The 20085-nt window shown below is 52.5% G+C and carries 18 protein-coding genes, 3 tRNA genes and 2 other RNA genes; all 23 read left to right on the top strand.

What is annotated here, in order from left to right; genetic code table 11:
- Positions 1-3 precede the first annotated feature (3 nt).
- The 23 genes from J9880_RS01425 (at position 4) to pnuC (ending at position 20079) form a co-directional block, all read left to right on the top strand.
- Entirely contained in the window at positions 4-720 is a 717-nt protein-coding gene (locus J9880_RS01425) for a succinate dehydrogenase iron-sulfur subunit (RefSeq protein ID WP_013576440.1), read from the top strand.
- 401 nt (positions 721-1121) lie between these two features.
- Positions 1122-3929 carry a 2-oxoglutarate dehydrogenase E1 component gene (sucA, locus tag J9880_RS01420; protein WP_095921204.1) on the top strand — a complete coding sequence of 936 codons (2808 nt, stop codon included), beginning with the start codon at positions 1122-1124 and terminating at the stop codon, positions 3927-3929.
- A 45-nt stretch (positions 3930-3974) separates the two neighbouring features.
- Complete coding sequence (gene odhB, locus J9880_RS01415) at positions 3975-5204, top strand: 2-oxoglutarate dehydrogenase complex dihydrolipoyllysine-residue succinyltransferase (RefSeq protein ID WP_095921205.1); 1230 nt, start codon at positions 3975-3977, stop codon at positions 5202-5204.
- Between the two features lie 102 nt (positions 5205-5306).
- Complete coding sequence (gene sucC, locus J9880_RS01410; protein WP_095921206.1) at positions 5307-6473, top strand: ADP-forming succinate--CoA ligase subunit beta; 1167 nt, start codon at positions 5307-5309, stop codon at positions 6471-6473.
- Positions 6473-7345 (top strand): succinate--CoA ligase subunit alpha, encoded by an 873-nt coding sequence (sucD, locus tag J9880_RS01405; protein WP_232769989.1) that lies wholly within the window; start codon positions 6473-6475, stop codon positions 7343-7345. Before sucC ends, sucD begins: the two co-directional genes overlap by 1 nt.
- Before the next feature lie 723 nt (positions 7346-8068).
- The gene (cydA, locus tag J9880_RS01400; protein WP_119826602.1) at positions 8069-9637 is read left to right on the top strand and encodes a cytochrome ubiquinol oxidase subunit I; all 1569 of its coding nucleotides are present in this window, start codon (positions 8069-8071) and stop codon (positions 9635-9637) included.
- Positions 9638-9651: 14 nt separating this feature from the next.
- Complete coding sequence (cydB, locus tag J9880_RS01395; RefSeq protein ID WP_095921209.1) at positions 9652-10791, top strand: cytochrome d ubiquinol oxidase subunit II; 1140 nt, start codon at positions 9652-9654, stop codon at positions 10789-10791.
- A gap of 10 nt (positions 10792-10801) precedes the next feature.
- Complete coding sequence (gene cydX, locus J9880_RS01390) at positions 10802-10915, top strand: cytochrome bd-I oxidase subunit CydX (RefSeq protein WP_013576433.1); 114 nt, start codon at positions 10802-10804, stop codon at positions 10913-10915.
- 2 nt (positions 10916-10917) lie between these two features.
- The gene (gene ybgE / locus J9880_RS01385) at positions 10918-11211 is read left to right on the top strand and encodes a cyd operon protein YbgE (RefSeq protein ID WP_095921210.1); all 294 of its coding nucleotides are present in this window, start codon (positions 10918-10920) and stop codon (positions 11209-11211) included.
- 138 nt (positions 11212-11349) lie between these two features.
- Complete coding sequence (ybgC, locus tag J9880_RS01380) at positions 11350-11754, top strand: tol-pal system-associated acyl-CoA thioesterase (protein ID WP_095921211.1); 405 nt, start codon at positions 11350-11352, stop codon at positions 11752-11754.
- The gene (tolQ, locus tag J9880_RS01375) at positions 11751-12440 is read left to right on the top strand and encodes a Tol-Pal system protein TolQ (protein ID WP_013576430.1); all 690 of its coding nucleotides are present in this window, start codon (positions 11751-11753) and stop codon (positions 12438-12440) included. Before ybgC ends, tolQ begins: the two co-directional genes overlap by 4 nt.
- A gap of 11 nt (positions 12441-12451) precedes the next feature.
- The gene (gene tolR / locus J9880_RS01370) at positions 12452-12883 is read left to right on the top strand and encodes a colicin uptake protein TolR (protein ID WP_013576429.1); all 432 of its coding nucleotides are present in this window, start codon (positions 12452-12454) and stop codon (positions 12881-12883) included.
- A 114-nt stretch (positions 12884-12997) separates the two neighbouring features.
- The gene (gene tolA, locus J9880_RS01365) at positions 12998-14233 is read left to right on the top strand and encodes a cell envelope integrity protein TolA (protein WP_131692628.1); all 1236 of its coding nucleotides are present in this window, start codon (positions 12998-13000) and stop codon (positions 14231-14233) included.
- 129 nt (positions 14234-14362) lie between these two features.
- Positions 14363-15655, top strand: a complete 1293-nt coding sequence (tolB, locus tag J9880_RS01360; RefSeq protein ID WP_095921213.1) for a Tol-Pal system beta propeller repeat protein TolB — start codon at positions 14363-14365, stop codon at positions 15653-15655.
- A gap of 48 nt (positions 15656-15703) precedes the next feature.
- Complete coding sequence (pal, locus tag J9880_RS01355; protein WP_095921214.1) at positions 15704-16213, top strand: peptidoglycan-associated lipoprotein Pal; 510 nt, start codon at positions 15704-15706, stop codon at positions 16211-16213.
- A gap of 9 nt (positions 16214-16222) precedes the next feature.
- Entirely contained in the window at positions 16223-17017 is a 795-nt protein-coding gene (gene cpoB / locus J9880_RS01350) for a cell division protein CpoB (RefSeq protein WP_095921215.1), read from the top strand.
- Positions 17018-17214: 197 nt separating this feature from the next.
- Positions 17215-17290, top strand: a tRNA-Lys gene (locus tag J9880_RS01345).
- Positions 17291-17462: 172 nt separating this feature from the next.
- Positions 17463-17538, top strand: a tRNA-Lys gene (locus J9880_RS01340).
- Positions 17539-17552: 14 nt separating this feature from the next.
- A non-coding RNA gene (locus J9880_RS01335) (RtT sRNA) lies at positions 17553-17672 on the top strand.
- Between the two features lie 58 nt (positions 17673-17730).
- Positions 17731-17806, top strand: a tRNA-Lys gene (locus J9880_RS01330).
- Positions 17807-17820: 14 nt separating this feature from the next.
- Positions 17821-17940: non-coding RNA, RtT sRNA (locus tag J9880_RS01325), on the top strand.
- 294 nt (positions 17941-18234) lie between these two features.
- Entirely contained in the window at positions 18235-19299 is a 1065-nt protein-coding gene (nadA, locus tag J9880_RS01320; protein ID WP_131692626.1) for a quinolinate synthase NadA, read from the top strand.
- 57 nt (positions 19300-19356) lie between these two features.
- Entirely contained in the window at positions 19357-20079 is a 723-nt protein-coding gene (gene pnuC, locus J9880_RS01315; protein WP_095925087.1) for a nicotinamide riboside transporter PnuC, read from the top strand.
- The last annotated feature ends 6 nt before the right edge of the window (positions 20080-20085 follow it).

Raw genomic sequence — 20085 nt, 5'->3', positions numbered from 1 at the left:
ATTATGAAAATTGAATTTTCGATTTATCGCTACAACCCGGACGTCGATGACGTGCCGTACATGAAAGATTATGTGCTGGAAGCCAAAGAAGGGCGCGACATGATGTTGCTCGACGCGCTGATTTTGCTGAAAGAACAGGATCCGACGCTGGCGTTCCGCCGCTCCTGCCGTGAAGGCGTTTGCGGGTCCGATGGCGTCAACATGAACGGTAAAAACGGTCTGGCCTGTATCACGCCAGTGTCGACACTGCGTAACGGCAGCAAGAAAATTGTTATCCGTCCGTTGCCCGGGTTACCGGTTGTCCGTGACCTTGTTGTAGACATGGGACAATTCTATAAGCAGTATGAGAAGATTAAGCCTTACTTGTTGAATGATGGGAAAAATCCTCCGGCGCGTGAACATTTACAAATGCCGGATGACCGCGAAAAGCTGGACGGATTGTACGAATGTATTCTCTGCGCCTGCTGTTCGACGTCCTGTCCGTCTTTCTGGTGGAATCCGGACAAGTTTGTCGGCCCGGCGGGCCTTCTGGCCGCTTACCGTTTCCTGATCGACAGCCGCGATACCGAAACACAATCGCGCCTCGACGATCTGAACGATGCTTTCAGCGTATTCCGCTGCCACAGCATCATGAACTGTGTGAGTGTATGTCCGAAGGGACTGAACCCGACCAAGGCTATCGGCCATATCAAATCGATGCTGCTACAACGCGGTGCCTGATTGATAAGCCACGCACAGCGGGAACTCAGGTTCCCGCTGTTATTTCGATACCACCGGCTTTGCGCTTTCTTTAGTTACAAATGTGGTAACTGAGGCAGTGATAGCAAATAATTAAATTTTTAATAACAAAGTAGCAACAAGTGCAACAAAGTTGCGCCTGACTGGAGTAAGATAGCCGGGTCAAAATCAGGGAGATAAACACACCCCGGAAAGGCAGCAGAAACACGCAGGGTAACTTCAAAAATCAGTCACGCATCTGGCGGATTTCTGAAGGTTCCTTGAAGAGCCAACCGCTCAACCAACGAACTGTTTTAGTATGGAAAACCGTTTTACCGCGGTGTATCACGGTCAATATTATTAACCACGGCGAAAACTAAAGCTTCAAAGCTTAAGGGATCACGATGCAGAACGGCGCAATGAAGGCCTGGCTGGATTCCTCCTATCTGGCGGGTGCAAACCAGTCTTACATAGAGCAACTCTATGAAGACTACTTAACCGATCCTGGTTCCGTTGACGATAGCTGGCGTTCGATTTTTAAACAGCTACCAACAGTGGGTGTGAAACCAGAGCAACTCCATTCTCAAACACGAGACTACTTCCGCCGTCTGGCGAAAGACGCGTCACGTTATAATTCCTCCATCAGCGATCCGGAAACGGATGCCAAGCAAGTTAAGGTGTTGCAGTTAATCAATGCCTTCCGCTTCCGTGGTCATCAGAACGCGAACCTTGATCCCCTCGGCCTGTGGAAACTGGACGATGTGCCTGATCTGGATCCGGCGTTTCATCATCTGACCGAAGCTGATTTCCAGGAAACCTTCAATGTCGGTTCATTTGCCATTGGCAAGGAAACCATGCAGCTCGGCGAGCTGTATAAAGCCCTGAAGCAAACCTATTGCGGTTCCATTGGTGCGGAATACATGCACATCACCAACACCGAAGAGAAACGCTGGATCCAACAGCGTATCGAATCCGTGGCCGGTCGTGCGAACTTCACCAATGATGAGAAGAAAACGTTCCTGAAAGAACTGACCGCAGCCGAAGGTCTGGAGCGTTATCTGGGCGCGAAATTCCCGGGCGCCAAACGCTTCTCGCTGGAAGGTGGCGATGCGCTGGTGCCGATGCTGAAAGACATGATCCGTCATGCCGGCAAAAACGGTACGCGCGAAGTGGTGCTGGGTATGGCGCACCGTGGCCGTCTGAACGTGCTGATCAACGTGCTGGGCAAAAAGCCTCAGGACCTGTTCGACGAATTCTCCGGCAAGCATAAAGAACATCTCGGAACCGGTGACGTGAAATACCACATGGGCTATTCGTCTGATGTGGAAACCGAAGGCGGGATGGTTCACCTGGCGCTGGCGTTTAACCCGTCGCACCTGGAAATCGTCAGCCCGGTGGTGATCGGTTCTGTGCGTGCCCGTCGTGATCGTCTGGACGAAGCGCGCAGCAACATGGTTCTGCCTATCACCATTCACGGTGATGCGGCGATTACCGGTCAGGGTGTGGTGCAGGAAACCCTGAACATGTCGCTGGCACGCGGTTATGAAGTGGGCGGTACCGTGCGTATCGTCATCAATAACCAGGTAGGTTTTACTACCTCGAATCCGAAAGATGCGCGTTCCACCGATTACTGTACCGATATTGCGAAAATGGTGCAGGCACCGATTTTCCACGTCAATGCCGATGACCCTGAAGCGGTGGCTTTCGTGACCCGCCTGGCATTGGATTTCCGTAACACCTTTAAACGTGACGTCATGATCGATCTGGTTTGCTATCGTCGCCACGGCCATAACGAGGCCGACGAACCAAGCGCAACCCAGCCACTGATGTATACCAAGATCAAGAAACACCCGACGCCACGCAAAATCTACGCTGATGTCCTGACTGAGCAGAACGTTGCCAGCCTCGAAGATGCCACGGAAATGGTCAACCTGTACCGCGATGCGCTGGATGCCGGTGAATGCGTGGTGGAAGAGTGGCGTCAGAATGACATGCACACTTTCACCTGGTCACCGTATCTGAATCATGAGTGGGACGAGCCTTATCCGAACAAGGTCGAGCTGAAACGTCTGCAGGAACTGGCGCGTCGCGTCAGCCATGTGCCGGATGCGATCGAAATGCAGTCACGCGTTGCCAAGATTTATGGCGACCGTAACGAGATGGCCGAAGGGAACAAGAAATTCGACTGGGGCGGCGCAGAAAATCTGGCGTACGCCACGCTGGTAGACGAAGGGATTCCGATCCGTCTGTCCGGTGAAGATACCGGTCGCGGCACCTTCTTCCACCGCCATGCCGTGATCCACAACCAGAAAAACGGTTCCGTGTACGTGCCGCTGGCCAATATTCATAACAGTCAGGGCGAATTCAACGTCTGGGATTCCGTGCTTTCCGAAGAAGCGGTGCTGGCCTTTGAATACGGTTATGCCACGGCTGAACCGCGCACCCTGACCATCTGGGAAGCGCAGTTCGGTGACTTCGCCAACGGTGCGCAGGTGGTGATCGACCAGTTCATCAGTTCCGGCGAACAGAAATGGGGCCGCATGTGTGGTCTGGTGATGTTGCTGCCGCACGGCTACGAAGGGCAGGGGCCGGAGCACTCCTCCGCGCGTCTGGAACGTTATCTGCAACTTTGCGCTGAGCAAAACATGCAGGTGTGTATCCCGTCTACTCCGGCGCAGGTTTATCACATGATCCGTCGTCAGGCACTGCGCGGTATGCGCCGTCCGCTGATCGTGATGTCACCGAAGTCACTGTTGCGTCATCCTCTGGCGGTTTCTACGCTGGAAGAACTGGCCGACGGCAGCTTCCTGCCCGCGATTGGTGAAGTTGACGAGCTGGATCCGAAACAGGTTAAGCGCGTGGTCATGTGCTCCGGTAAGGTTTACTACGACCTGCTGGAACAACGTCGCAAAAACGAGCAAACCGATGTGGCGATTGTCCGCATCGAGCAGCTGTACCCGTTCCCGCACAAAGCGATTCAGGAAGTGCTTGAGAAATTCTCACACGTTCATGATTTCGTCTGGTGTCAGGAAGAGCCGCTGAACCAGGGCGCGTGGTATTGCAGCCAGCACAATTTCCGTGAAGTGATTCCTTTCGGGGCTTCTTTACGTTACGCAGGACGTCCGGCCTCTGCTTCCCCGGCAGTGGGTTACATGTCCGTTCACCAGAAGCAACAGCAAGATCTGGTTAACGATGCGCTGAACGTTAAATAACGCGTTGGCGTGAGTTAACACTATGGAACATAAGAAGGATTTATAATGAGTAGCGTAGATATTCTGGTCCCTGACCTTCCTGAATCCGTTGCGGATGCGACGGTTGCCACCTGGCACAAAAAACCGGGCGACAGTGTTGAGCGTGACGATGTACTGGTAGAAATTGAAACCGATAAAGTGGTTCTGGAAGTCCCGGCAAGTGAAGCCGGTATTCTGGACAGCATTATCGAAGACGAAGGTGCGACGGTCATTTCCCGTCAGATCCTGGCGCGTATCCGTCCGGGTAACAGCACCGGTAAGCCAAGCACTGAGAAAAGCTCCGATAAAGAAGCGACTCCTGCGGCACGCCACACAGCAGCACTGGAAGAAGAGAGCAATGACGCCCTCAGCCCGGCTATCCGCCGTCTGATTGCTGAACATTCTCTCGATGCCAGCGCGATCAAAGGCAGCGGTGTCGGCGGTCGTCTGACCCGTGAAGATATCGAACAGCACCTGGCGAAAGCCAAAGACGCGAAACCGGCCGCCGCGCCAGCCGCCGCTCCGGCCGCGACCAGCGCTGCACCGGCACTGGGTTCACGCAGCGAAAAACGCGTACCGATGACCCGTCTGCGTAAACGTGTTGCTGAGCGTCTGCTTGAAGCGAAAAACAGCACTGCGATGCTGACCACCTTCAACGAAATCAACATGAAGCCCATCATGGATCTGCGTAAGCAGTACGGTGATGGTTTCGAAAAACGTCACGGCGTGCGTCTGGGCTTCATGTCTTTCTATCTGAAAGCCGTGGTTGAAGCGCTGAAACGCTACCCGGAAGTGAATGCTTCCATCGATGGCGATGATGTGGTTTACCACAACTACTTCGATGTCAGCATCGCGGTGTCTACGCCACGCGGTCTGGTGACCCCGGTTCTGCGTGATGTGGATACGCTGGGCATGGCGGATATCGAGAAGCAAATCAAAGAGCTGGCGATCAAAGGCCGTGACGGCAAACTGAAAGTGGAAGAACTGACCGGCGGTAACTTTACCGTGACCAACGGCGGCGTCTTCGGCTCCCTGATGTCCACCCCGATCATCAACCCACCACAGAGTGCGATCCTGGGCATGCATGCCATTAAAGATCGTCCGATGGCGGTGAATGGCCAGGTTGTGATCCTGCCAATGATGTATCTGGCGCTCTCTTACGATCACCGTCTGGTGGATGGCCGCGAGTCCGTCGGCTTCCTGGTGACCATTAAAGAGATGCTGGAAGATCCGGCTCGTCTGCTGCTGGACGTTTAGTCCCGGCACAGCGAAAGATAAGAGATCGAAAAATCTGCGGCACAGTTCTCGCTGTGCCCTGATAAGCCTTCCTACTTACCGAATAAGAATGGATAGAACATCATGAATTTACACGAGTATCAGGCGAAACAGCTTTTCCTGCGCTACGGCCTGCCAGCACCAACAGGCTTCGCCTGTTCCACCCCGCGTGAAGCGGAAGAGGCTGCATCGAAAATCGGTGCCGGTCCGTGGGTGGTGAAATGTCAGGTTCATGCCGGTGGCCGCGGTAAAGCGGGTGGCGTGAAAGTGGTGAAAAGCAAAGAAGAGATCCGCGCTTTTGCTGAGCACTGGCTGGGCAAACGTCTGGTGACTTACCAGACAGACGCCGGTGGCCAGCCGGTTAACCAGATCCTGGTTGAATCCGCGACTGACATTGATAAAGAACTGTATCTCGGCGCGGTCGTTGATCGCAGCTCCCGCCGCGTGGTGTTCATGGCGTCTACAGAAGGCGGCGTGGAAATTGAGAAAGTGGCAGAAGAAACGCCACACCTGATCCACAAAGTGGCACTGGATCCGCTGGCAGGCCCGCAGCCGTATCAGGGTCGCGAACTGGCTTTCAAACTGGGTCTGACCGGTAAGCAGGTTCAGCAGTTCACTAAGATCTTCATGGGTCTGGCGAACATCTTCCTTGAGCGCGATCTGGCGCTGATCGAAATCAACCCGCTGGTAGTGACTACCGCTGGTGACCTGATCTGCCTCGACGGCAAACTGGGTGCGGACGGCAACGCCTTGTTCCGTCAGCCAGAATTGCGTGAAATGCGCGATTACAGCCAGGAAGATGCCCGTGAGTCTCAGGCAGCGCAGTGGGAACTGAACTACGTTGCCCTCGACGGTAACATCGGTTGCATGGTGAACGGTGCCGGTCTGGCAATGGGTACCATGGACATCGTGAAACTGCACGGTGGCGAACCGGCTAACTTCCTGGATGTTGGCGGTGGCGCAACCAAAGAACGTGTGACCGAAGCTTTCAAAATCATCCTATCTGATGAAAAAGTGAAAGCCGTCTTCGTCAACATCTTCGGCGGTATCGTACGTTGCGATCTGATCGCCGACGGTATCATCGGTGCGGTGGAAGAAGTGGGCGTCAGCGTGCCGGTTGTGGTGCGTCTTGAAGGTAACAATGCTGAGCTGGGTGCCAAAAAACTGGCAGACAGCGGTTTGAACATCATTGCAGCGACCAGCCTGACGAATGCGGCTCAACAAGTTGTCGCGGCAGTGGAGGGGAAATAATGTCGATTTTAATCAACAAGAACACCAAAGTTATCTGCCAGGGTTTCACCGGTAGCCAGGGGACTTTCCACTCCGAACAAGCCATTGCTTACGGTACCAAAATGGTCGGCGGCGTCACGCCGGGCAAAGGCGGCACTGAACATCTGGGTCTGCCAGTGTTCAATACCGTACGTGAAGCGGTTGAAACCACCGGCGCTACCGCGTCTGTGATTTATGTTCCGGCTCCGTTCTGTAAAGATTCCATTCTGGAAGCGCTGGATGCAGGCATCAAACTGATCATCTGTATCACTGAAGGCATCCCGACGCTGGATATGCTGGTGGTTAAAGTGAAACTGGATCAAAGCGATGCGATGATGATCGGGCCAAACTGTCCGGGCGTGATCACCCCGGGCGAATGCAAAATCGGCATCATGCCGGGTCACATTCATCTGCCGGGCAAAGTGGGTATCGTTTCCCGTTCCGGTACGCTGACCTATGAAGCCGTTAAGCAGACCACCGACTACGGCTACGGCCAGTCTACCTGCGTCGGTATCGGCGGCGACCCGATCCCGGGCTCTAACTTCATCGATATCCTGAAACTGTTCCAGGAAGATCCACAGACTGAAGTGATCGTGATGATCGGTGAAATCGGCGGTAACGCGGAAGAAGAAGCGGCGGCCTACATCAAAGCCCATGTGACCAAACCGGTTGTGGGTTATATCGCGGGTGTGACTGCGCCAAAAGGCAAACGTATGGGCCACGCAGGCGCCATCATTGCCGGTGGTAAAGGTACCGCTGACGATAAATTCGCTGCGCTGGAAGCGGCGGGTGTGAAAACCGTTCGCAGCCTGGCCGATATCGGCGAAGCCGTGAAATCATTGCTTCCGCAATAAGTTTTACCCTCCCGCACCGGCGAAATTCGGTGCGGGTGAAGACTGTTTATAAAAGAAAAAGATTCGACATGTTGGCCACCTTCGGGTGGCCTTTTTTATTTTAAGCTAAATATTTAACATTCGCTGAATTGAGCTATATTTATTAACACAGCACGATAGGTTCATTGGAAATAAAAGGTTAATAATTGGGTTTTAGAAGGTAGCAAATTGGATATTAGTGACAACTATAAAAACACAATTAATTAACAATAAGGCCACCATTAAAGCCCAGTGAAACCAACGGTTAACATACTGAAATATTTTTTCAGAAATTGATGTGGATATTATAGAAATAAACAAGGAGATAGGCTTAAATTGCGGCAGATCAATTACAGGCTTTTTTGCTGTTTTGGTCTTAAATTGACCTGTACACGGAAATCCGCTTTGGGTCACTAAAAAAACCTATTTAATGTGTGGGATTACTGGCGTAACATATTGGTCCTGTAACATCCGTTTTTTGTATGTTTACTTTTCCCCGTGATTTTGCCCGTTCATCAGCCTGTTACAGGCCCGCTGCTCGCGCTTTTTCCGGGCTCAGAATGTCTGGTCGACGGCTTTACGCAAACTGAACGCTGACATTTCTGTTCTACACACATTTGAATACTGGTAGTCATGAGGCGTTCCGGCAACCGGTTCGTCAAAGATCGCAATTTGGGGTCTTCCTCCGAGGAGCAAGGGGTCAAGATGTTTGATATCGTTGAACTGTCGCGTTTACAGTTTGCTTTAACAGCCATGTACCATTTCCTATTTGTCCCATTAACGCTGGGTATGGCGTTTTTACTGGCAATTATGGAAACGGTTTATGTGCTTTCCGGCAAACAAATCTATAAAGATATGACCAAATTCTGGGGCAAACTCTTCGCAATTAACTTTGCGCTGGGTGTTGCTACCGGTTTAACCATGGAATTCCAGTTCGGGACTAACTGGTCATATTTCTCACATTACGTGGGAGACATCTTCGGTGCGCCGCTGGCGATTGAAGGTTTGATGGCGTTCTTCCTGGAATCCACGTTAGTCGGTCTGTTCTTCTTTGGCTGGGACCGCCTGTCTAAAGTTCAGCACATGACGGTGACCTGGTTTGTGGCCCTTGGCTCAAACCTGTCAGCATTGTGGATCCTGGTGGCGAACGGCTGGATGCAAAACCCGATTGCATCGACCTTCAACTACGAAACCATGCGTATGGAAATGGTCAGCTTCTCCGAGCTGGTTCTGAACCCGGTTGCGCAGGTTAAATTCGTTCACACCGTAGCGTCCGGTTATGTGACTGGCGCGATGTTCATTCTGGCTATCAGCTCTTACTACCTGCTCAAAGGCCGTGACGTTGGCTTTGCCAAGCGTTCCTTTGCTATCGCAGCAAGCTTTGGTCTGGCTGCGGTGCTCTCCGTTATCGTTCTGGGTGATGAATCCGGTTACGAAATGGGTGACGTGCAGAAAACCAAACTGGCTGCCATCGAAGCCGAGTGGGATACCCAACCGGCGCCTGCCAGCTTCACGCTGTTCGGCATGCCAAATCAGGACAAAATGGAAAATGAATACTCGATTCAAATTCCTTACCTGCTGGGTCTGATTGCGACCCGTTCTGTGGATACGCCGGTGACCGGTCTGAAAGACCTGATGGCGCAACACGAAGTCCGTATCCGTAACGGTATGAAAGCCTACACCCTGCTGGAAGAACTGCGTTCGGGCAACACTGACCCGAAAGTCCGCAGTGATTTCGAAAACAGCAAACAGGATCTGGGCTACGGTATGTTGCTTAAACGCTATACCGACAACCCGGCGGGTGCGACTGACGCACAGATTCAGAAAGCCACCAAAGATTCTATCCCGCGCGTTCTGCCGCTGTACTTCGCCTTCCGTATCATGGTGGCCTGCGGCATCCTGATGTTCGTTCTGATCGCGTTGTCCTTCTACACCGTGCTGCGCGGCAAGATTGGTCAGAAACGCTGGCTGCACCGTGCGGTATTCATCGGTCTGCCATTGCCGTGGATTGCTGTCGAAGCGGGCTGGTTCGTGGCCGAGTATGGCCGTCAGCCCTGGGCGATTGGTGAAGTGTTACCGACTGCGGTTGCGCACTCTTCACTGACAGTGGGTGATGTACTGTCGTCGATGATCCTCATCTGCGGCCTGTATACCCTGTTCCTGGTCGCTGAAATGTTCCTGATGTTCAAATATGCGCGCCTGGGGCCAAGCAGCCTGAAAACAGGTCGTTATCATTATGAACAAACTTCAGCGCCACTTGAGCAAGCTCGGTAATAGGGAGTCCACTTATGTTTGATTATGAAGTTTTACGGTTCATCTGGTGGGTGCTGATTGGCGTGCTGTTTATCGGCTTCGCGGTCACCGATGGATTTGATATGGGCGTGGGCATTCTGGTGCGCATTATCGGGAAAACCGATACTGACCGCCGTGTAATGATCAACGCCATCGCCCCGCACTGGGACGGTAACCAGGTCTGGCTGATCACCGCCGGTGGCGCCTTGTTCGCTGCCTGGCCGATGGTTTACGCGGCGGCATTCTCCGGCTTCTATGCCGCGATGGTGCTGGTGCTGTGCGCCTTGTTCTTCCGTCCGCTGGGCTTTGACTACCGTTCAAAACTGGAAAGCGCGCGCTGGCGTGGCATGTGGGACTGGGGCATTTTCATCGGGAGCTTCGTACCGGCTCTGGTCTTCGGTGTGGCCTTCGGTAACCTGCTGCTGGGTGTGCCGTTCCATATCGACGGTGACCTGCGTCTGTTCTACACCGGCAACCTGTTTGGCCTGCTGAACCCGTACGGCATTCTGGCCGGTCTGGTCAGCCTGACCATGCTGATTACTCAGGGCGCGACCTATCTGCAAATGCGTACTGTGGGTGAACTGCACCTGCGTACCCGCACCGCGTCGCAGATTTCTGCGCTGGTGATGATGGTGTGCTTCCTGCTGGCAGGTATCTGGTTAGTGAAAGGGATTGATGGTTTCACCGTGACCTCCGTGATGGATCACGCTGGCCCGTCTAACCCGCTGCGCAAAACGGTTTCTCATGAAGCCGGTGCATGGCTGGCTAACTACAATAAGATGCCGGGTCTGTGGGCAATCCCTGCACTGGGCGTGATCCTGCCGCTGCTGACCATTCTGTTCTCACGCATGAATAAAGCGGCACTGGCGTTTATCAGTAACTCACTGACTATCGCCTGTGTGATCCTGACGGCTGGTATCACAATGTTCCCGTTCGTGATGCCTTCCATCACTGAACCGAATGCCAGCCTCACCATGTGGGATGCGACATCCACACTGCTGACGCTGAGAGTGATGACCGTTGTAGCCTGCATCTTTGTGCCAATCATCCTGATTTACACCTCATGGGCGTATTACAAGATGTTCGGGCGCCTCGATAAACACTACATCGAGAACAACAAGCATTCGTTGTATTAAGGAGAACACCATGTGGTATTTTGCCTGGATCCTCGGCACCTTACTGGCTTGCTCATTCGGTATCATTACCGCGCTGGCGTTTGAACACAGCGAAGCCAATAAAGCGGCGAAAGAAGAGAAGTAATAATGAGTGTGATCGCGGATAAACTTTACGCCATCACAGACAAGGGCCCCTTGCGGGCCCTTTCCCTTGTGATGTCACTGGTCATGGCGGGCTGCGTGTTCTGGAAACCGGGCATGTTTGCTTCATCGACCAGTCAGCTGGAAGTCTGGCATGGGATCATTCTGATTTGGGCCGTCTGCAGCGGCGTGATCCACGGTCTCGGATTTCGCCCACAGCGCACAATCTGGAAGGCATTCTTTTCACCTTTGCTTGCAATGATTGCGCTGGCTGCGGGTCTTCTGTACTTTTTTAGCTGAATAAAGACACAGATTTACAGTAATTTTCTTATGGGCCGCTGCGGCCCATAATTATTTTCATTCCAGCAATGCTACCCATTCCCAACCCCAATTCTCTTGCGTATAGTAGTGCCGTCAAATTGCATTACGGGATGTACAGTGAGTAATTCGTTGTTCCGATGGCCGGTTCGTGTCTACTACGAAGACACAGACGCGGGAGGCGTGGTCTACCATGCCCGATACGTCGCCTTTTTTGAAAGGGCTCGCACAGAGATGTTGCGCCAACGCAATTTTCACCAGCAGCAGTTGCTGGGAGAACATGTCGCTTTTGCTGTCCGCCGCATGACGGTCGAATACTTTGCACCAGCTCGCTTAGATGACCTGCTGGATGTTCAGAGTGAGATTACGTCCATTCGCGGAGCTTCTCTTACTTTTGCACAACGAATTCTTGATTCGCATGGAAACCTTCTGAGTTCTGCAGAAGTGTTGATCGCATGCATTGATCCACACCAAATGAAGCCCCGAGCGCTTCCTAAGTCTATTGTCGCGGAGTTTAAGCAGTGACTGACATGAACATTCTTGATTTATTTTTGAAGGCCAGCATCCTGGTCAAGCTGATTATGCTTGTCCTGGTGTGCTTCTCTATCGCGTCCTGGGCGATCATCATTCAACGCACGAAGGTGCTGAATGCCGCCACCCGCGAGGCAGAAGCGTTCGAAGATAAATTCTGGTCCGGTATTGAGCTTTCCCGTCTGTATCAGGAAAGCCAGGGCCGCCGCGAAACCCTGAGCGGGGCAGAGCAAATTTTCCATTCCGGTTTTAAAGAGTTTGCCCGTCTTCATCGTGCTAACAGCCATGCGCCTGAAGCCGTGATTGAAGGGTCTTCGCGTGCGATGCGTATCTCTTTTAACCGCGAACTTGAATCACTGGAAACACACATTCCGTTCCTTGGCACTGTCGGTTCTATCAGCCCGTATATCGGTCTGTTCGGGACAGTCTGGGGGATCATGCACGCCTTTATCGGTTTAGGTTCTGTGAAACAGGCAACGCTGCAAATGGTTGCTCCGGGTATCGCAGAAGCACTGATCGCCACCGCGATCGGTCTGTTTGCCGCTATCCCTGCTGTTATGGCGTACAACCGCCTGAATCAGCGTGTGAACAAGCTTGAGCAAAACTACGATAACTTCATGGAAGAATTCACGGCTATCCTGCACCGTCAGGCTTTCTCTCGCGAAACCAGCAGTAACTAAAGGGGGAGAGTATGGCTCGTTCACGAGGTCGTCGTAACCGTCGCGAAGGTAAGTCTGAGATCAACATCGTTCCGCTGCTGGACGTATTGCTGGTTCTGTTACTGATTTTTATGGCAACAGCACCCATTATTACCCAGAGTGTGGAAGTCGATCTGCCTGACGCAACGGATTCTAAAACGGTATCCAGCGATGATAACCCGCCAGTGATTGTTGAAGTGTCTGGCGTCGGTCAATACACCATTGTGGTGGATCATCAGCGTATGGAACAGCTGCCTGAACAGCAGGTTATCGCAGAAGCGACCAGCCGTATTCAGGCCAATCCGAAGACGGTATTCCTGATCGGCGGCGCGAAAGATGTGCCTTATGATGAAATCATTAAGGCGCTGAACATGCTGCATCAGGCTGGCGTGAAGTCGGTCGGATTGATGACACAACCTATCTGAGGATAGGTAATTTGTAACACTTATTTGAAACCCGGCATTTTCTGGCTTGCTAAAAGAGTACGACAGGGCTGCAGGAAACCGGGTTTTTAGTAATCCTGTCTTGGGAAATCTATTTTGGTAAAGGCAACTGCAACTGAACAAAACGATAAGCTCAAACGCGCCGTTATTGTTTCGGTCGTTCTGCATATCATCATTATAGCCCTGTTGATTTGGGGATCGCTGGACGAAGATACCAGCATGAGTGGCGGCGGTGGCGGTAGCGATATCTCTGCCGTAATGGTTGATCCCAGTGCGGTGGTCGATCAGTACAACCGTCAGCAACAGCAACAGGCTGATTCCCAACGTGCTGCCGCAGCGCGTCAGAAAAAATCAGAGCAACAGGCTGAAGAGCTGCAACAGAAACAGGCCGCAGAACAGCAGCGCCTGAAAGAACTTGAGAAAGAGCGTCTGCAAGCGCAGGAAGATGCGAAGCAGCAGGCTCAGGAACAGGCCCAGCAGCAGAAACAAGCTGAACAGGCTGCCGAACAGGCGAAAGAACAGCAGAAACAGGCCGAAGCTGCCGCGGCGCAGGCCAAGGCGGAAGCGGCAAAAGCAGCGGCCCAGGCCAAGGCGGATGCGGCAAAAGAAGCTGCAAAAGCGCAGGCTGATGCACAGAAAAAAGCCGCTGCGGATGCTAAAAAACAAGCCGAGGCTGAAGCGGCTGCCGCTGCGGCCGCAGCGAAGAAACAAGCAGAAGCTGACGCTAAGAAAGAAGCGGCAGCAGAAGCTAAAAAGCAGGCTGCTGCTGACGCGAAGGCTCAGGCCGCCGCTGACGCGAAGGCCCAGGCTGATGCCGATGCGAAAGCCGCCGCTGATGCGAAAGCTGCCGCTGCTGCTGAGAAGAAAGCCGAAGCTGCTGCTGCCGCGAAGAAAGCCGCTGCCGATAAAAAGGCTGCCGCCGCTGCGGCTGCCAAGGAAGCGGCGGATGCGAATAACTTATTTGATGGCCTGGCCGACTCCAAAAATGCGCCGAAAGGCTCAACAGGTGGAGGCGCTTCTGCTCCGTCAGGGAAGGGGACTCAGAAAAAGGCGGGCGCATCCGGTGCTGATATTGCGAACTATGGTAGCCAGATTCAGGCTGCCATCGAGAGCAGATTCTATGACGCGTCATCTTATGCAGGTAAAACCTGTTCGTTGCGCATTAAAATGAACCCTGACGGCTCATTAATCAGTGTGTCGGCTGAAGGTGGGGATCCTGCACTTTGTCAGGCTGCGCTTGCCGCCGCCCGACAGGCGAAGTTCCCTAAACCGCCTTCTGAAGCAGTCTATGAAGTGTTTAAAAATGCTCCGATAGATTTCAAACCTCAATAAAAGATGAAAATGATAACTTTTCAGATTTTTACGATGGTTTGCAGGGTGTAATTCTAGTTTTGTGTGCGTTGGTTTGTTAAAATTCTGCTAAATTATCGCGGGCAGATACGTCCAGATAAGGGAGATACAATGAAGCAGGCATTTCGAGTAGCGTTCGGCCTTTTGATGATGTGGGCATCTGTAGTACATGCAGAAGTTCGCATTGAAATTACCCAAGGGGTAGACACAGCTCGCCCGATTGGCGTTGTGCCATTCAAATGGGCTGGCCCGGGTACACCACCTGAAGATGTGGGTGGTATCGTTGCTGCTGACTTACGTAACAGCGGTAAATTCAATCCTATTGATGCATCCCGTATGCCTCAGCAGCCAACCTCAGCCGCAGAAGTCACTCCTGCAGCCTGGACCGCGCTGGGTATCGATGCCGTTGTGATCGGCCAGGTTCAGCCTGCCGCCGATGGCAGCTATGTGGTCTCTTACCAGCTGGTAGACACCTCTGGCGCGCCGGGCACCGTACTGGCACAAAACCAGTATAAAGTGACCAAACAATGGTTGCGTTATTCCGCCCATACCGCCAGTGATGAAGTCTTCGAAAAACTGACCGGTATTAAAGGCGCATTCCGCACCCGTATCGCGTATATCGTGCAGACCAACGGCGGCAAATTCCCGTATGAACTGCGCGTGGCGGATTACGACGGTTACAACCAGTTCGTGGTTCACCGTTCCCCTGAGCCGCTGATGTCTCCAGCCTGGTCTCCGGATGGCAGCAAACTGGCTTACGTCACCTTTGAAAGCGGTCGTTCAGCACTGGTTGTGCAGACGCTGGCAAACGGCGCAATCAAACAGATTGCTTCTTTCCCACGCCACAACGGTGCCCCGGCATTCTCACCTGATGGCAGCAAACTGGCCTTCGCCTTGTCTAAAGACGGCAGCCTGAACCTGTACGTGATGAATCTGGCTTCCGGTCAGATCAGTCAGGTGACAAACGGACGCAGCAACAACACCGAACCAACCTGGTACCCGGACAGCCAGAATCTGGCCTTCACGTCGGATCAGGGCGGTCGTCCACAGGTTTATAAAGTCAATATTAATGGCGGTGCGCCTCAGCGTCTGACCTGGGAAGGCTCGCAAAATCAGGACTCTGACGTCAGCACTGACGGCAAGTTCCTGGTGATGGTGAGCAGCGCCAGCGGTACACAGCACATCGCTAAACAAGATCTGGCAACGGGAGCCGTTCAAACATTGACGGACACGTTCCTGGATGAAACGCCTAGCCTCGCACCAAATGGCACAATGGTAATTTACAGCTCCTCTCAGGGACTGGGTTCCGTGTTGCAGTTGGTATCGACTGATGGGCGCTTCAAAGCGCGTCTTCCGGCAACTGATGGACAGGTCAAATTTCCTGCCTGGTCGCCGTATCTGTAATGCATAGAAAAACTATGTATGGCAAAAAATTATAAAAGGATCGAATAGATGCAACTGAACAAAGTGCTGAAAGGGCTGATGCTGGCATTGCCTGTACTGGCAGTAGCTGCTTGTAGTTCTCACAAGAACGCAGACAACGACCAATCTGGTATGGGTCTGAACTCTGGCGCAGGCACTGAAAACGCTAACATGTCTTCAGAAGAGCAAGCTCGCCTGCAGATGCAAGAACTGCAGAAAAACAACATCGTTTACTTTGGCCTGGACAAATACGATGTGTCTTCTGAATTCGCTCAGATGTTAGACGCGCACGCAGCATTCCTGCGTAGCAACCCGTCTTACAAAGTGACTGTAGAAGGTCATGCTGACGAACGTGGTACGCCAGAGTACAACATCGCCCTGGGCGAACGTCGTGCTACTGCTGTTAAAATGTACCTGCAAGGCAAAGGCGTTTCTGCTGACCAAATCTCTATCGTTTCTTACGGTAAAGAAAAACCAGCTGTACTGGGCCATGACGAAGCGGCTTACGCTAAAAACCGTCGTGCCGTACTGGTATACTAAGAGAATAGTATGAGCAGTAACTTCAGAACTCACCTGTTGAGTCTGTCGTTACTGGTTGGCGTAGCGGTCCCATGGGCCGCTACTGCCCAAGCGCCAATCAGTGATGTCGGCTCAGGCTCGATTGAAGATCGGGTCACCTCTCTGGAGCGTATTTCTAACGCTCACAGCCAGCTATTAACTCAACTCCAGCAGCAACTTTCTGATTCCCAACGTGATATGGATACGCTTCGTGGTCAAATCCAGGAGAACCAGTATCAGTTGGGTCAGCTTGCTGATCGTCAGAAGCAGATCTTTAACCAGATGGACAGCCTTAGCCAGGGTGCCGCCGGAGCCGCCAGTACGGGCGCTGCCGCAGCAACCGGTGATGCGTCTGGTGGTGATGCTGCGACAACGCCTGATGCGGGTGCTGCACAAGCCCCTGCGAGCACAGGCGATGTGAACAGCGACTACAACGCTGCTGTTTCACTGGCGCTGGAAAAGAAACAGTATGATGAAGCCATTGCGGCTTTTCAGAGTTTCGTTAAAAAATATCCAGATTCAACGTATCAGCCTAACGCCAACTACTGGTTAGGACAGTTGTATTACAACAAGGGTAAAAAAGACGACGCTGCGTATTATTTTGCAGTCGTGGTGAAAAATTACCCTAAGTCCCCAAAAAGTTCTGACGCGATGTACAAGGTTGGGGTGATCATGCAGGAGAAAGGTCAGGCTGATAAAGCCAAAGCCGTCTTCTCGCAGGTCGTAAAACAGTACCCAAATACCGATGCGGCAAAACAAGCTCAAAAACGTTTATCTGCAAAGTAGTTCTTCATTCAGGTCTGGAAAATGTACATATCGTGCATTTTCTGGGCTTGAGTGTGTGAAACGCCATCAGTTAGCACTCTTTCTGAAAATTAAAGTTGCACTGAAAAGTTAAATAAGTAATATATGCCGCCGTTGCCCAGACAACTCCAAACGGCTAACGCTGTCAGAGATTTAGGCAATATGCAGTAGGTTTAGAAGGGCCGTTAGCTCAGTTGGTAGAGCAGTTGACTTTTAATCAATTGGTCGCTGGTTCGAATCCAGCACGGCCCACCACTTTTAAAGTGGAAAATGTAGTGAAGCAGTGCAGGACGACAACGCGCAAGCGTTGCCCGCAGGGCGAGGTGAAACCGAGTCAATCCAGCACGGCCCACCAAATCTAAATCATTTATTGCATGTGGCTTGCACACCAACTGCAAGACACGCAGGCAGAAGAAGTATTCAGGCGGGGCCGTTAGCTCAGTTGGTAGAGCAGTTGACTTTTAATCAATTGGTCGCTGGTTCGAATCCAGCACGGCCCACCACTTTTAAAGTGGAAAATGAAGTGAAGCAGTGCAGGATGAGAACCAGGGGTTCGAGCCGAGCGAAGCGAGACGACAACGCGCAAGCGTTGCCCGCAGGGCGAGGTGAAACCGAGTCAATCCAGCACGGCCCACCACTTTTAAAGTGATGCGCCCTGAATAATTAGTGAAGCCAGAAGTACCCAGCATTTAGATGGGCCGTTAGCTCAGTTGGTAGAGCAGTTGACTTTTAATCAATTGGTCGCTGGTTCGAATCCAGCACGGCCCACCACTTTTAAAGTGGAAAATGTAGTGAAGCAGTGCAGGATGAGAACCAGGGGTTCGAGCCGAGCGAAGCGAGACGACAACGCGCAAGCGTTGCCCGCAGGGCGAGGTGAAACCGAGTCAATCCAGCACGGCCCACCACTTTAAGTGAAGCCATCTAAATTGCAGAATTCAGAGAAAAGCGCCTTTTGGCGCTTTTTTCGCATCTGAACCCCAAAATATCCCCGCAGCGATAAAATCCTTTCTCACAATCCGGCGCAATCTCATCTCTTTTAAGTGCAGTAAACATTTTAAGCCTTATGGCTAATATCTGGACGACTTTCCCTACATTTTGCGGTATTTTGTTTAGCATACAAAACCAACAGATTTCCGGATGGAATTTGTTGTGGCTTCTGGCCTTCCGGGCATGCTGCCTGACTGAATGAGATGACGAGTATGAGCGAAACATTGGATCTGAATGCGGCGGTTTATCCTTTCCCTCCGAAACCCGCCGTTCTGAATGCAGATGAAAAATCTTTCTATAAAGAGAAGATTAAAAAACTGCTGAAGGAACGTGATGCTGTGATGGTGGCGCATTACTACACCGATCCTGAGATTCAGGCGCTTGCCGAAGAAACCGGGGGCATTGTGGCGGATTCCCTCGAGATGGCGCGTTTTGGCAGTCAGCATCCTGCCTCGACCTTGCTGGTTGCGGGCGTGCGGTTCATGGGCGAAACAGCCAAAATTCTCAGCCCGGAAAAAACCGTGCTGATGCCGACCCTGAATGCGGAATGCTCACTGGATCTGGGCTGTCCTGAACAGGCGTTCTCAGATTTTTGTGATCAGCACCCCGACCGCACCGTTGTGGTCTACGCTAATACCTCCGCGGCCGTAAAAGCCAGAGCCGACTGGGTAGTGACATCCAGTATCGCGGTACAGCTGATTGAACACCTTGATAGTCTGGGGGAAAAAATCATCTGGGCGCCGGACCGCCACCTTGGGAATTACGTCCGTAAGCAGACGGGGGCGGATGTATTGTGCTGGCAGGGCGCCTGTATCGTCCATGACGAGTTTAAAACGCAGGCCCTGACCCGAATGAAAGGTTTGTACCCGAACGCCGCTGTTCTGGTGCATCCTGAGTCTCCTCAGGCGATCGTGGATATGGCGGATGCCGTGGGTTCCACCAGTCAGCTGATTCAGGCGGCGAAAACCCTGCCGCACCAGCAACTGATTGTGGCGACTGACCGCGGCATTTTCTACAAAATGCAGCAGGCGTGCCCGGACAAAGAATTGTTCGAAGCGCCGACGGCAGGCGAGGGCGCAAGTTGCCGCACCTGTGCGCATTGTCCGTGGATGGCGATGAACGGCCTGAAAGCCATTGCGGAAGGACTTGAACATGGCGGAGCGGAACATGCGATTGAGGTGGATGAAGCGTTACGCGTGAAATCGCTGATCCCGCTGAACCGTATGCTGGATTTCGCGGCGCAGTTAACATTGCGTACGCAACCGAAGGCGCTGTAAGCCCCTCTTTTATGACCGGCAAGGTTTTGTGACTGACAAAAAGGAACGCATGTGATGATGGATTTTTTCAGTACCGGCAACATTCTGGTTCATATTCCGATTGGAAAAGGCGGATACGATCTGTCATGGATTGAAGCCGTCGGCACGATATTTGGCTTGCTGTGTATCTGGTTCGCCAGCAAAGAGAAACTGATCAACTATCCTTTCGGTCTGATCAACGTCACGCTGTTTGCGGTTATCTTTTTCCAGATCCAGCTTTACGCCAGTTTGCTGCTGCAGGTCTTTTTCTTTGCCGCCAATATTTATGGCTGGTACGCATGGAGCCGACAGACGGCCGATCAGCAGGCTGAGTTGCAAATCCGCTGGTTACCGCGCACGAAAGCGCTGGTATGGGGCGTGGTGTGTATCGCGGGCATTCTGCTGATGACATTTAACATTGACCGCGTTTTTGCCGCGCTGACGCTGCTGGCAGTCAATCTGATGCAGGCGCTTGGCCTGTCTGTGCAGATGCCGGCACTTCAGCCTGATGCTTTCCCGTTCTGGGATTCCTCAATGATGGTGCTGTCGATTGTCGCCATGCTGCTGATGACCCGTAAATACGTCGAGAACTGGTTGTTGTGGGTCATCATCGATGTGATCAGTGTGGCGATCTTTGCCTATCAGGGCGTTTATGCAATGGCGCTGGAATATGTCCTGCTGACGCTGATTGCGCTGAACGGCTCCTGGCTGTGGATCAAAAGCGCGAAGCAAAATGGCTCGCGGCCGCTACAAACAGTGTGATGCTGC

Source organism: Rahnella victoriana (assembly GCF_021276285.1).
Lineage (GTDB): Bacteria > Pseudomonadota > Gammaproteobacteria > Enterobacterales > Enterobacteriaceae > Rahnella > Rahnella victoriana.
Note: the sequence above shows the minus strand (reverse complement) of the source record. Positions and strands in the feature narration are given on the sequence as shown.

Coding starts and splice junctions, on each gene's coding strand:
- J9880_RS01425 (WP_013576440.1), top strand. CDS start 4: ATGAAAATTGAATTTTCGATTTATCGCTACAACCCGGACGTCGATGAC.
- sucA (WP_095921204.1), top strand. CDS start 1,122: ATGCAGAACGGCGCAATGAAGGCCTGGCTGGATTCCTCCTATCTGGCG.
- odhB (WP_095921205.1), top strand. CDS start 3,975: ATGAGTAGCGTAGATATTCTGGTCCCTGACCTTCCTGAATCCGTTGCG.
- sucC (WP_095921206.1), top strand. CDS start 5,307: ATGAATTTACACGAGTATCAGGCGAAACAGCTTTTCCTGCGCTACGGC.
- sucD (WP_232769989.1), top strand. CDS start 6,473: ATGTCGATTTTAATCAACAAGAACACCAAAGTTATCTGCCAGGGTTTC.
- cydA (WP_119826602.1), top strand. CDS start 8,069: ATGTTTGATATCGTTGAACTGTCGCGTTTACAGTTTGCTTTAACAGCC.
- cydB (WP_095921209.1), top strand. CDS start 9,652: ATGTTTGATTATGAAGTTTTACGGTTCATCTGGTGGGTGCTGATTGGC.
- cydX (WP_013576433.1), top strand. CDS start 10,802: ATGTGGTATTTTGCCTGGATCCTCGGCACCTTACTGGCTTGCTCATTC.
- ybgE (WP_095921210.1), top strand. CDS start 10,918: ATGAGTGTGATCGCGGATAAACTTTACGCCATCACAGACAAGGGCCCC.
- tolR (WP_013576429.1), top strand. CDS start 12,452: ATGGCTCGTTCACGAGGTCGTCGTAACCGTCGCGAAGGTAAGTCTGAG.
- tolB (WP_095921213.1), top strand. CDS start 14,363: ATGAAGCAGGCATTTCGAGTAGCGTTCGGCCTTTTGATGATGTGGGCA.
- pal (WP_095921214.1), top strand. CDS start 15,704: ATGCAACTGAACAAAGTGCTGAAAGGGCTGATGCTGGCATTGCCTGTA.
- cpoB (WP_095921215.1), top strand. CDS start 16,223: ATGAGCAGTAACTTCAGAACTCACCTGTTGAGTCTGTCGTTACTGGTT.
- nadA (WP_131692626.1), top strand. CDS start 18,235: ATGAGCGAAACATTGGATCTGAATGCGGCGGTTTATCCTTTCCCTCCG.
- pnuC (WP_095925087.1), top strand. CDS start 19,357: ATGGATTTTTTCAGTACCGGCAACATTCTGGTTCATATTCCGATTGGA.